This is a genomic window from Nocardioides humilatus, assembly GCF_008373755.1.
Classification (GTDB): domain Bacteria; phylum Actinomycetota; class Actinomycetes; order Propionibacteriales; family Nocardioidaceae; genus Nocardioides; species Nocardioides humilatus.
Window position 1 is genome coordinate 253,701 of record NZ_VUJV01000001.1, and the last position, 12,649, is coordinate 266,349.

Genomic DNA, 12,649 nt, shown 5'->3' on the forward strand with positions numbered 1-12,649 from the left:
GGATCACAGCCCCTTCGGCGGCACGACGAGCAGGTACACCTGCGTCATGACCAGGTTGATCATGTAGACGGAGATGAACGAGATGACCACCGTCTGGTTCACGGCGTCGCCGACGCCCTTGGCCCCCGGTGGCGGGTTCAGGCCCCGGTAGGCGGCGACGATCCCGGCGACGAAACCGAAGACGATCGCCTTGAGCTCGCTGACGAAGATGTCGGGCGCCTGGGCCAGCAGGTTGAAGCTGCTGATGTAGGCACCCGGGGTGCCGCCCTGCACGATGACGTTGAAGAAGTAGCCACCGGCCACGCCGACGACCGACGCCAGGCCGTTGAGCACCGCGGCGACGTACATCATGGCGAGCACGCGCGGTACGACGAGCCGCTTGACCGGGTCGATGCCGAGCACCCGCATCGCGTCGATCTCCTCGCGGATGGTCCGTGCGCCCAAGTCGGCGGCGATCGCGCTTCCCCCTGCACCCGAGATCAGCAGGGCCGTGACGATCGGCGCGGCCTGCTGGGTGATCGCGAGGACGCCGCCTGCACCCGTGGCCGAGGCGGCGCCGAACTGGTCGAGGAGCTGGTAGAGCAGCAGCGAGATGGTCGCGCCGAAGGGGATGGCGAAGAGCGCCGTCGGGAGCGACGAGACCCGAGCGATGAACCACGCCTGCTCGAGGAACTCGCGGACCTGGAAGGGGCGCTTGCAGGAGTAGACGAGGACGTCCAGCCCGAGAGAGAACAGACGTCCGGTGTGCACCAGCGCCATCCGTCCGGGGAACGGGCGCGCCTCAACAGCGGTTGACGACGTCACAGGGGGAACCTCCTTGGGAGCACCCCCGAAGTTAGGTGCGGTGTGACCGCCGTCTCTTGGTCTCTCAGACCAATGTCAGTCCCCCACGTCGTGCTTTCGCACAAAGCCGGTCGCGCCGCGACACATCATCCTCAGGGTGGATGTCGAGCCGATCCAGCGCTGGCACCCTATGAGCAGCATCGCGCGCCGACGGGACGGCCAGACTCCAACCGAAATGGAATCGCTCATGAACCTGGCGTGTGTCGACAAGGGCCGGCGGAGGTCGGCAGTTCTGGTGGCGGGGCTCGTGGCGACGCTGGTGGCGCTGGGCGCTGCCCCGGCGGACGCGTCGCAGCGTCGGTTCACCCCTCCGACGTCCTACTCGACCGAGTCTTCGCAGCCGTTCTCGATCGCCTCCGGCGACATCAACGGCGATGGCGATCCCGACGTCGTCACCTCCCAGGAGGCCGGCGTCTCGATCCTGCTCGGCAACGGTGACGGCACGTTCGCCGGTGCGACCCAGACCCCGTGCATGTCGGGAGCACCGGACGCCGTAGCGCTGGCTGACCTGGACGGCGACGGCGACCTGGATCTGATCGTCGGGCGAGGCGGCGGGCTGCACTGCGGCGACGCGAACACGAGCTCGGGCGTGTCGGTCCTGCTGGGCAACGGAGACGGCACCTTCGGCGCTGAGCTCAGATATCCGGCGGGACACACCCCCGACGACGTGGTCACCGGCTTTTTCAACGACGACGCCATCCCCGATGTGGTGGTCGCCGACTACGGAGCCGACACCGTGACGGTCCTCCTCGGCAACGGGGACGGCACCCTTGCCGCGGCGACCCACTTCCCTGCCGGCGACACCGCGATCGCACTTGCCGTCGGTGACCTGACCGGAGATGGCCACACCGACATCGTGGTGGCGAACTACGGATCCGGAGGAGGAGTGTCGATCCTGCGCGGCAACGGCGACGGCACCTTTGCCGCGCCGACCCATGTCACCATCGGCGCGGCCAGCAATCCCTACGCCACGACGCTCGCGCTCGCCGACCTCGACGAGGACGGCAACCTGGATCTCGTCACCGCAGCCGGAGTCGGCGTGGTCTCTGGCTCCGCCTCGATCCTGCTCGGCAACGGCGACGGCAGCTTCGGGACCGCGGACAACCACGATCTGCCGACCTCGTCACCGCGCAGCCTGACGGCGACCGACCTGGACGGCGACGGCCACCAAGACCTCGCTGTCGCGGGCGGCAACTACGGGAGCGGGGTGTCCGTGCTGTTCGGTGACGGCGACGGCGACCTCTCGAAGGCGACGCGCTACAACGGCGGCAGCACCGACCTCACCGTGGACGACTTCGACACCGACGGACGTCCCGACCTCGCGTCGGTGGACTACCAGAGCCACACCGTGTCCGTCCTGCTCGGCTACGACGACATCACGGCTCCCGATACCCAGATCGCCTCCGGACCGGTGGGAGGTGAGGCGACGGCCGACGACGACCCGACCTTTGAGTTCACCGGAGATCCCGGCGACGACGTCGATCACTTCGAGTGCAAGCTGGACTCTGACTCCTACGCCGACTGCACCTCGCCGAAGCACTACGTCGACCTCCCGCACGGGTCGCACACCTTCTCCGTGCGCGCCGTCGACGTCGTCGGAAACGTCGATGCCACGCCGGCTGAACGCACCTGGACGGTCGGTCTCACCGCCGACCTCGGGATCGCCACGACCGACTCGGCCGACCCCGCTCCGCGAGGCGGCCAGATCACCTACACCCTCGACGTGGACAACTCCGGACCCGACTCCGCGCCGAACGTGGTCGTCGATGGCGACCTCCCCGACGGAGCGACGTTCTGGTACTTCGGCGCAAGCCCGGGTTGGGAATGCTCGAACACCACGACCTCGATCCACTGCACCCGCGGGTCGTTGGCCGCGAGCGCCAGCTCGTCGATCGAGTATTCGGTCTTCGCTCCCAGTCAGATGGGCCAGATCACGAACAGCGCCACCGTCACCAGCGATGCCGACGACCTCGATCTCAACGACAACACCTCCGAGGAGACCACCACTCTCATCCCGGCGGCAGACCTTGGAGTGTTTGCAGATTCCTCACCGAACCCGATCGCGCCGGGCGAGGAGCTGACCTACACGGCCGAGGTGACCAACTACGGACCGGACCCGTTCGAGGGCGAGATCGAGCTCGTCGACGAGCTGCCGGCCGGGGTGACCTTCTTGAACGCCGGCGGCAACGGGTGGACCTGTGCTCACGCCGATCACACGGTGACCTGCAGCAAGTCCACCGCTCTCGCCGTCGACGCCACCGACGACGGCCCGGTGATCGTGGTCCAGGCGCCAGAGTCCGTCGGCTACGTCCCCAACAACGTGACCGTCACGAGCTCCATGCCGGACCCGTACCTGCCCAACACGGCCTATACGGCCACGCGGGTCAACGTGCCTGTCGATCTCGCGCTGTCCATCGCAGACAGCCCGGACCCTGTTCAAGCCAACGGGTCGCTCACCTACACCATCGACGTCAACAACCTGGGCCCCGACGACGCGACCGAGGTCGACGTCTCTGGCGAACTGCCCAGCGAGATCGCGGAGGCCAACGAGCCGGTCCCGAGCGGCGCGGGCTGGGCTTGCGCAACGTGGTACGACGGCGACACTCACCGTTGGTTCTTCCAATGCTCCCGGTCTGCCGATCTCGAGCCCGGCGCGGCGCCGTCGCTGGAGATCACGGTGACCGCCCCGAGCAATGCCCAGGAGATCCACAGCACCGCGAGAGTCTCCAGCGGCCACCCGGACCCCAGCCCGGCCAACAACAGCGACACCGAGACGACCACCGTCCACGGGACCGATGACACCACCCCACCCGACACGCAGATCACCTCCGGCCCCGCCAACGGGGTGACGAGCGGGAGCGCCGATACTTCGTTCGACTTCGCCTCCGACCCTCCGGCCGACCTCGACCACTTCGAATGCCGGCTGGACGACGCGTCCTACACGACCTGTACCTCGCCGGCAGCCCTCACCGGCCTCACCGACGGCACTCACACCTTCTCGGTCCGGGCGGTCGACGCCGCCGGCAACACCGACCCGACACCGGCGTCGCGGACCTGGACCGTCGACAACACCCCACCCGACACCGAGATCACTTCGGGGCCCGCTGATGGGGCCATCGTGCCGAGCAGTGCCACCTACGGCTTCGCCGCCGATCCCGTCGCCGACTTCGACCACTTCGAATGCAAACGCGACGCCACGGCCTACCAGCCCTGCACCTCCCCGAAGACCTACAGCGACCTGCCCGTCGGCACGCACACCCTCTCCGTCCGCGCCGTCGACCTCGTCGGCAACGCCGACCCCACCCCAGCAAGCCGCACCTGGACGGTCTCTGGCGACCACACCGCTCCCGACACCCAGATCACCTCGGGCCCCGAGGACGGCTCGACGACCGCCGACCGCAACCCGTCCTTCGCCTTCACCGCGACCCCACCCGCAGACCTGGACCACTTCGAGTGCCAGCTCAACGGCGGCCCCTTCGAACCCTGCACCTCCCCGAAGACCTACACCGACCTTCCCGAAGCCTCGTACGTCTTCGCCGTGCGCGCCGTCGATGCCTCCGGTAACGCCGACCCCAGCCCGGCAACGAGGACCTGGACCGTCGGACCACCCGACACCACCGCACCCGACACCCAGATCACGTCGGGGCCAGCTGATGGGGCGATCGTGCCGAGCAGCGCCACCTTCGGCTTCGCAGCCGACCCCGTCGCCGACTTCGACCACTTCGAATGCAAACGCGACACCACGGCCTACCAGCCCTGCACCTCCCCGAAGACGTACAGCGACCTGCCCACCGGCACGCACACCCTCTCCGTCCGCGCCGTCGACCTCGTGGGCAACGCCGACCCCACCCCGGCCACCCGCACCTGGACCGTGTCCGGCGACCACACCGCTCCCGACACCCAGATCACGTCCGGCCCCGAAGACGGCACGACGACCTTCAACCGAAACCCGTCCTTCGCCTTCACCGCGACCCCACCCTCAGACCTCGACCACTTCGAGTGCCAACTGAACGGCGGCCCCTTCGAAACGTGCGTCTCCCCGAAGCCCTACACCGACCTTCCCGACGCCTCGTACGTCTTCGCCGTGCGAGCCGTCGATGCCTCCGGTAACGCCGACCCCAGCCCCGCAACAAGGACCTGGACCGTCGGACCACCCGACACCACCGCACCCGACACCCAGATCACCTCCGGGCCTGCCGAGGGCTCGACATCGACCGCCACCGTCTCCTTTGGCTTCGCAGCCGATCCGGTGGCCGACTTCCACCACTTCGAATGCAAGCGCGACCGTGCGACGTACACCCCCTGCGCGTCCCCCACGATGTACTTCGATCTGACGAAGGGGTCCCACACCTTCTCGGTCCGCGCCGTCGACATCGTCGGCAATGCCGACCCCACTCCGGCGACGCGCACGTGGACGGTCGACACGACACCGCCGAACACCAAGATCGGTGCCGTCCCCAAGAATGGCTCGACAACGTCGGACAACGACCCGACCCTCACCTTCAAGGGCACACCGCCAGCCGACGTCGATCACTTCGAGTGCAAGCTTGACTTCGGGGCGTACGCCAGCTGCACCTCACCGACGTCCTATGCGGACCTGGCCGATGGCTCCCACACCTTCACCGTGCGAGCAGTCGACGCCGCGGGCAACGTCGACCGAAGTCCAGCGACCCGCACCTGGACGATCGACACGACACCGCCGGACACCACCATCACGAGCCATCCGGACGCGACGATCCACCTCACGGCCAGGACCGCGAAAGTCAGCTTCGAGTTCGTCTCGAACGATCCGAACGCAACGTTCGAGTGCCGCCTCGACACGGCAGCCTTCGTCGCCTGCAAGTCACCGAAGAAGTACTCGGCCAAACCGGGCCAACACACCTTCGAGATGCGGGCGGTCGACAAGGTCAAGCTGGTCGATCCGACCCCAGCCAGCTTCACCTTCACCTTCACCCGCGGGTAGCGACCGCACCGCGCGTCCAGCTTTTTCCTTCACCGACCCAACAGATCAGCCACTCTGGTGCGTTAGGCGGGCGTGAAAGGAGGCGCCATGAACGAGCAGGCATTCAACTCGTACGTCGCCGCGCGCCGCCCCCAACTGTTCCGCACTGCGTGCCTGCTGTGTGGCGACCCGCACCGGGCGGAGGACATCGTCCAGGATGCGCTCGCGCGGTTGTACGGCGTGTGGGACCGGGTCTCGCGGATGGACAACATCGACGGCTACGTCCGCCGCATCATCGTCAACGCGCACTACAGCGATCGCCGACGACCGTGGCGCCGCGAGGCGGCCGCCGAGCCGCGGGACGTACCTCTCAAGCCCGGCTTCCCGGTCGAGGACGCCGACGCGATCCGCTCAGCGTTGAGGGCCCTCCCCCTGGCCAGCGCAAGGTGATCGTGCTGCGCCACATCTGGAACCTGACCATCGAGGAGACCGCGGCAGAGCTCGGGATCAGCGCCGGCACGGTGAAGAGCCAGAGCGCCGCCGCTATCACCTCGCTCCGCACCACCCTGGCGCCTGCGTTCGGGGTCGCACTCGCGAAGGAGGACGACCGATGAACGACGACTTCGACGTCCTGACCCGGCTCCTGGACTACCACGACCACATCGCCGCCCCGACGGTCCCCGTGGGCGACGACGTACGGCGCGGCCGTCGGCGCCAGGCCCGACGACGGACGATGGCAACCGGTGGTGTTGCACTCGCGGTCGCAGCCGTGGTGGTGACCGCCTCCTTGGTCACGGGCGGCCAGCCGGACGCCGCTCCGGAGCCGGCACCGCAGCCGTCCGAGAAGCACTCCAAGAAGGACACCGCGATCGATCCGGTCCCCGCGGTCATCCCGGCGGGACCGTCCGGGGTGCTGGGCGCCCGGCAGGTCGGCCGGTACCGGATGGAGGTCGGGGGCAGAGTCCTCCCGGGCCGTTGGGAGCTTGACTCCGTCAGGCACGACGTCTGGACGGCGGCGTACTTCGACGACGTCGGCTACATGTCGCCGGCTCTGTGGTGGGGCAGGGGCACGACGACGCACGAGGTGCCCGGCACGCGGGGCGGCGTCGCGATCTCCGAGGACGGCCACTGGATCGCCTGGGTGCGGGCAAGCGAAGGTGGCTACGACGGAGTTCCGGCCTTCCCGCGTGTGCTGGAGGTCGTCGACACCACCTCCGGGGAGGTCCGGTGGAGCCGCGACGCGGCCACGGTTGCTCCCGAGATCGCGGCACTGGCGGTGACCAACGACGGCAACGTGGTCTTCGGCCACTGTCTGGAGCCGACCTTCGACATCGGCGGGACCCCGCAGTGCGATGCGGCACGCATCGACGTGTGGGCACCGAGGACCGGGCGCATCGAGACCGTCCCGGCGGCGGTGAGCGAGGGACACGGCCCGCCAGGGACGGTCACGGCGCTCGACCCGTTGATCCAGGTGGACGGCATGCCGCACAACGGACTCCTGGTCCGCGAGGCAGAGGGCGACCGGCCGCAGTACGTCCGCGTGGACAAGGACGGCGAGGTCGAGGTGGTGGCCACCCTCCCCCGCAACACGGTGGCGATCACCGCCGACGAGAGGTTCGCCCTCCTCGAGGACCAGTGTGCCGACAGCTTTGTCGTGTGCGGGTTCTCCGCCCTGCCGCTCGACGGTGGACAGCCCGGGCCGGTCGAGGCACCGAGCAAGCTGATCCACATCGCGACGGACTACGACTTGCCCGCCTACCCCTACGTCGTCGAGCACGGCAACCTGGTCGTCATCCGGGATCTCGGTGACGACCGCGGGTCCTACCCGCCCGTCTTGCGCTGCAGCCTCGCCGAGGCGCGTTGCATCCGGATCGAGGGCTGAGGAGCTCGCGATGCGGATCGCCCTGACCATCGCGGCGGGGCTGCTGGCGGCAGCCTGCGCCGCCGGATGCTCCGATGGATCGGACGCCCCGGATGATCCGGGCGCCCCAGTCACTCGATCTTCCGATGCTCTCCCGACTCTGCCCGCTTGGGACGGGCACGACAGCGAGACGATTCCGATCGAGCCCGGCCACTACCTGGTCCCCACCTCGGACTGGTCGATCACGGACTTTACTGTCGCGTTCCCCGCGGGATGGACCGTGCAGTACGGCCACGTCTATGCGACCGGCAAGGCGGAGGATGTCGGGTTCTACGCGGTCGTCGTCGACGAGATCTTCCACGACTCCTGTTCACCCGAGGACGAGACGAAACGAGCCGTCGGTCCCGGCTTCGATGACCTGTACGCCGCACTGCGCAAGCAGCTGGGCGGAGCAGAGGTCAGCGCGTCGGAGAGCACCACGCTGGGGGGCTACCCGGCGACGCGGATCGACATGGTGATCCCCAAGGGCCGAGACGTGGCGGGCTGCCGGATGGCTCCCGCCGGCCTGCAGATCTGGTACAGCGAGCCAGCGGACAAGTACTTCGTGCTCCTTGAGGACGCGACCGCCAGCGTCTACGTCGTCGATGTGGACGGCGAGCGCCAGGTCTTCCTCACCCAGACGAGCAGATCCGCGTCCGCCGCCGACCGCGCCGAACTGCAGGCGGTCCTCGACTCGATCCAGATTGCAGGAGCCCCGACCTCGGAGGAGTCGCCGGCAGCGTCCCCGCCCCGTCGCGACGGTTCGATCTACTTCGCCGCAGATCCTCGCGGTGGAAAAGACCTGGCCGACCCGGTGACCTTCATCCAGGCGGAGTTCCACGCCCGGCCGCGAGACCTCTTCGTCAGCCGCCTGGGCGAGCCTGTACGGCGGGTGGTCGCCACCGACGGGTCCGACACCTGCCCGCGCGTCTCGCCCGACGGCGAACTTTTCGCCTACCTGCACGAGGCGACCCTGGTCGTGGCTCCCCTCGACACCGATGGCGAGCTCGGCACGCCGCGGGTCCGTGTGCACCTGAAGGGGTCGGCGACGCGGTGTCCGGAGTGGTCGCCGGACGGGCGCCGCGTGGGATACGTCGCCGTCATCGGCCCCGACCCAGGGTTGTACGCTGCGCGGCCCGCAGAGGTGCACGCGGTGAACATCGACGGGCAGGATCGGGTCGTCGCCGGCTTCGAAGTCCAAGCGTGGCACGAGCCGGCGTTCGCCTGGTCTCCGGACGGGGAGGCGGTCGCCTTCACGACCGAGCAGGGACTGTGGCGAGCGCGGGCCGGCGGTCAACCGAAACTCCTTTGGCGCCCGGATGCCGGCGATCCCGCGGAGGAGCTGCCGATGGCCTACGACCGGCCGACCTCCCTCGCGTGGTCGCGGCGCGGCGAGATCGCGTTCGCCCTCTGCTCCAGCGAGCCCGACGAGTCGAACGACCCGTACGGGACTGGCGGCGAGCGATGGACGGTCCACATCATCGACCCCCGTTCGCGTCGGGTGGAGAAGATCGGGCCGCTCGTCCGTGAGGGAGCAGCCGCCTGGTCACCGGACGGCATGCGGCTAGCGTTCGTACGGCCTGATGGACAGGTCCGGGTGCACGACCGGTCCGTCGGCTCGACCGTCAACCCGGCACCGGGACTCCGACGCGGTGGCGACAGCGGCGACGTGGCGTGGTCACCCGCCGGTGACCAGCTGCTGTTCGTCACCAAGCGCCGCGGCCTGGGCTACGCGCTGGTCTCGGTCCGTATCGACGGGTCCACGACAGAACGCCGCACACCACGAACCTGGGCTCTCGATTGGATCGGCATCAACGACGTGGACTGGAGTGGCCGATGACCGCCAGCGGTCCGATCTGCTGGCCGAGCGCGTCGCCGCGGCGGGTTGGACCTTCGTCGGTGTCCCGGAGGACCTAAGTCCTTCCGATCTCAGCTGGGACGGCCCGCGGTCGATGGGGATCGATGGCGGGGCATACCCCTGGTCGGGGTTGACCAGCAACGGCGGAGTCCGGCGCTCCCCGCCGACCACCGACGGATCGGGGGCACGCATGACTGCCAGCGCCACCTCGCCCGTCGACGACGCCCGAAGCCGGACATCGGGCCGGGAACCGCGCGGCGTCGTCGCGGCCGTGTTCCACGCCGCAGCTGCGGAGCCCGACGTGGCGTTGCTGGTGGTCGAGCCGGACAAGGCCAAGGAGCCGATCATCCTGTGGACCAACCCCAGGACTTCCGAGCTGCTCGGCGTGGCCAGCTCCGACCTGGTCGGCGAGCCGCTGGCCCAGTTCGTGAAGGGGCCGGACGGGGTGTCACTCAGCACGATGTTGCGCCGGGAACGTCGCATGACGACCTCGGGGACGGCGCGAACGGCCGTCGGCGAAACGGTTGCCTGCCGGGTCAGCGCCACTCCCGCCCCGGACGGCCGGCTCTGGACGCTGCAGGTGCACCACGCCCATTCCGACCTCGAGCTGGCGCTCCGCGCCTCCGCGGACGCGCATGAGTATCGATTCAAGGTGTTGGCCGAACGTTCGCCGGTGCCCACGATGATGTCGGAGCAGGGCATGCGACTCGGTCACGCCAACGACGCACTCTGCGCCCTCCTGGGTGTCACTGCGGACAAGCTGGTCGGAACGGGCTGGCTCGACCACGCTCACCGCGACGACCTGGAACGGATCACCCAGACCGTCGTCGCCGTGCTCGCCGGCCAGGAGCGGGAGATACAGGCCCGCTTCGTCGACGCGGACCGGCGGATCCACTACACCGACATGCGGTTCACCCCCCTGCACACCCCCGGGGCGGGAGACGGCTTCATGGCAACGCTGGAAGACGTCACCGAACGGCGGGCCTTCGAGGAGCAGCTCAACTTTCAGGCGACCCACGACTCCCTGACCGGGTTGCCGCGCCGGTCCAAGCTGTGGGACCACATCACAGCCGCAATGGCAGACCCCGCCGCAGGGCTGGCCTGCATGTTCCTCGATCTCGACAACTTCAAGATGGTCAACGACACCTTGGGCCACAAGGCGGGCGATGCGCTGCTGGTGGAGATCGCCCACCGGCTCACCGGCTCGCTACGGCCAGGAGACCTGGTGGCCCGCTTCGGCGGCGACGAGTTCGTGGTCGTGTGCGGGACCGGATCGCTGGACGCCGCGCTCGAGGTGGCTGACCGGATCATGCGCGTCCTGTCCGATCCGGTGGTGCTCGACGGCGTCGAGATCCACCCTCGAGGTTCCATCGGCGTGGTGCTCCGTGGGCCCGACCACCACACCGCGGACGACCTCATCCGCGACTGCGACATCGCGATGTACCAGGCCAAGTCGCGCGGCAAGGGCCGGATCATGGTGCTGGACGAGGGGGCGCGCAACGCCGTCCGCGAATCCCTCACCCTCGTCTCCGACCTTCGGCAGGCGATCGACGAGCGCCAGATCACCCTGTGCTACCAGCCGATCATGCGCTACGAGGGTTCCACTCCCGTCCTGGCATCGGTGGAGGCACTGGCGCGGTGGCACCACCCCGAACGCGGCCCGATCCCGGCGGACGTGTTCGTCAGGCTGGCCGAGGAGCACGGGCTCGTGCACGACCTGGGCGAGCTCGTGCTCGACCGGGCGTGTGAGGCGCTGGCCGAGTGGCAACACGTGCTCGGCCCGCTCGCGCCGCCCCGGATGAACGTCAACCTCTCCGCACTTCAGATGAGCGACTACCTGCTCGTGCAGACGGTGAAGCGGACGCTCCGGCGCCGCGGCCTCCGCCCGGACCAGCTCTGCCTGGAGATCACCGAGTCCGCGCTGATGAAGGACCCCGACGCCGCATCGACCATCCTCACCCAGCTGCGGGAGCACGGCGTCCAGGTCGCCATCGACGACTTCGGCACCGGCTACTCCTCGCTGGCCTACCTCCGCAAGCTGCCGGTCAACTACCTCAAGGTGGATCGGTCGTTCGTCGCCGAGCTGCAGGACGGGCATACCGCGGTCGCCATGGCGGTCATCAGCCTGGCCCATAGTCTGGGGATCGGCGTGGTCGCCGAGGGCGTGGAGACGGCGTCCCAGATGCAGATCCTCGAGAGCATGGACTGCTCCCTGCTGCAGGGTTTCGGCCTCAGCCAACCGCTCGATGAACCCGACTTCGTGGACTGGTGCCGGTCCGGCTGTCCCGTGTGGGAGGGGGATACGTCGTGACAACGGTCGCCCTCGACATCGACAGGATGCTGGACAGTCTCGACCGGATGGCGTCGCAACGGCCCGTGGCGGCGCGCATCGTCGCCACCATCAACAAGGAGAGCTCCGGTGCAGCCGAGCTGGCCGGCGTGCTCGGAGCTGACGTCGCCCTCGCGGCCAAGGTGATGAAGCTGGCCAACTCTGCCTACTTCGGCCTGTCCGGGAAGGTCACGAGCCTCCAGTTCGCCGTCACCGTGGTGGGGTTCAACACGGTGCGGTCGATCGCGACCGTGGCGCTGTCCGGCGTCGACACCGCGAACGCGCTGCCGACCGGCTTCTGGAAGACGTCCATGCACCTGGCCGCCGCCTCCGGGACGTTGGGACAGCAGTTCCGTGTGCGCACCGCGGACGCCATGTGCGTGGGGCTGCTGGCCCAGCTGGGGACAGCATTGCTTCACCAGGCCGACCCGCAGGGATACGAACGCGTCGTCCTGACCACCGACCTCGGCGCCGAGCGCTTCGCAGCCGAGAGCTGCCGCTATGGCCTCTGCGGCCCGCAGCTGACGGCCGAGGCACTGCAGCAGTGGCGCTTTCCGGCCGACATGGTGGAGGCCCTGCGCGCCGTACAGTCCGGCACCGAGGGCGCGCTGGTGCGCACGGCCTACGAGCTCACGGCACGCCTGGTCCACCCCGGCCACCGATACATCTCGTTGGAGCGGTTGTCCGGCAACCGGATCGCGGAGTCACAAGCGGTCGCCAAGATGGCCGCGATCAGGGCCGACGTCCAGGAGCTCCGCAACGCACTCGGCCTCTGAC

8 protein-coding genes are annotated in these 12,649 nt (G+C 68.9%); 7 read left to right on the forward strand and 1 reads right to left on the reverse strand.

What is annotated here, in order from left to right; genetic code table 11:
- Positions 1-3: 3 nt before the first annotated feature.
- On the reverse strand, positions 4-804 hold the full coding sequence (locus F0U44_RS01150) for an MlaE family ABC transporter permease (protein ID WP_438616477.1): 801 nt from the start codon (positions 802-804) through the stop codon (positions 4-6).
- Between the two features lie 214 nt (positions 805-1,018).
- Between F0U44_RS01150 and F0U44_RS01155 the strand changes: the two genes are divergently transcribed.
- From F0U44_RS01155 to F0U44_RS01180, 7 genes are all read left to right on the forward strand, one after another.
- Positions 1,019-5,806 carry an FG-GAP-like repeat-containing protein gene (locus F0U44_RS01155; protein ID WP_188113255.1) on the forward strand — a complete coding sequence of 1,596 codons (4,788 nt, stop codon included), beginning with the start codon at positions 1,019-1,021 and terminating at the stop codon, positions 5,804-5,806.
- Between the two features lie 87 nt (positions 5,807-5,893).
- The gene (locus F0U44_RS01160) at positions 5,894-6,235 is read left to right on the forward strand and encodes a sigma factor (protein ID WP_246160219.1); all 342 of its coding nucleotides are present in this window, start codon (positions 5,894-5,896) and stop codon (positions 6,233-6,235) included.
- A 2-nt stretch (positions 6,236-6,237) separates the two neighbouring features.
- The gene (locus tag F0U44_RS23455) at positions 6,238-6,399 is read left to right on the forward strand and encodes a sigma factor-like helix-turn-helix DNA-binding protein (protein WP_246160220.1); all 162 of its coding nucleotides are present in this window, start codon (positions 6,238-6,240) and stop codon (positions 6,397-6,399) included.
- On the forward strand, positions 6,396-7,667 hold the full coding sequence (locus F0U44_RS01165) for a hypothetical protein (RefSeq protein WP_149726439.1): 1,272 nt from the start codon (positions 6,396-6,398) through the stop codon (positions 7,665-7,667). The genes F0U44_RS23455 and F0U44_RS01165 overlap by 4 nt, the downstream gene beginning before the upstream one ends.
- 10 nt (positions 7,668-7,677) lie before the next feature.
- Complete coding sequence (locus tag F0U44_RS01170; protein ID WP_149726440.1) at positions 7,678-9,525, forward strand: PD40 domain-containing protein; 1,848 nt, start codon at positions 7,678-7,680, stop codon at positions 9,523-9,525.
- Complete coding sequence (locus F0U44_RS01175; RefSeq protein WP_188113256.1) at positions 9,515-11,854, forward strand: putative bifunctional diguanylate cyclase/phosphodiesterase; 2,340 nt, start codon at positions 9,515-9,517, stop codon at positions 11,852-11,854. The genes F0U44_RS01170 and F0U44_RS01175 overlap by 11 nt, the downstream gene beginning before the upstream one ends.
- On the forward strand, positions 11,851-12,648 hold the full coding sequence (locus F0U44_RS01180) for an HDOD domain-containing protein (RefSeq protein WP_149726442.1): 798 nt from the start codon (positions 11,851-11,853) through the stop codon (positions 12,646-12,648). The genes F0U44_RS01175 and F0U44_RS01180 overlap by 4 nt, the downstream gene beginning before the upstream one ends.
- Position 12,649 lies beyond the last annotated feature (1 nt).

Bases quoted from the DNA above. Each gene is read 5' to 3' on its own strand.
- F0U44_RS01165 (WP_149726439.1), top strand. From the start codon at position 6,396: ATGAACGACGACTTCGACGTCCTGACCCGGCTCCTGGACTACCACGAC.
- F0U44_RS01170 (WP_149726440.1), top strand. From the start codon at position 7,678: ATGCGGATCGCCCTGACCATCGCGGCGGGGCTGCTGGCGGCAGCCTGC.
- F0U44_RS01160 (WP_246160219.1), top strand. From the start codon at position 5,894: ATGAACGAGCAGGCATTCAACTCGTACGTCGCCGCGCGCCGCCCCCAA.
- F0U44_RS01155 (WP_188113255.1), top strand. From the start codon at position 1,019: ATGGAATCGCTCATGAACCTGGCGTGTGTCGACAAGGGCCGGCGGAGG.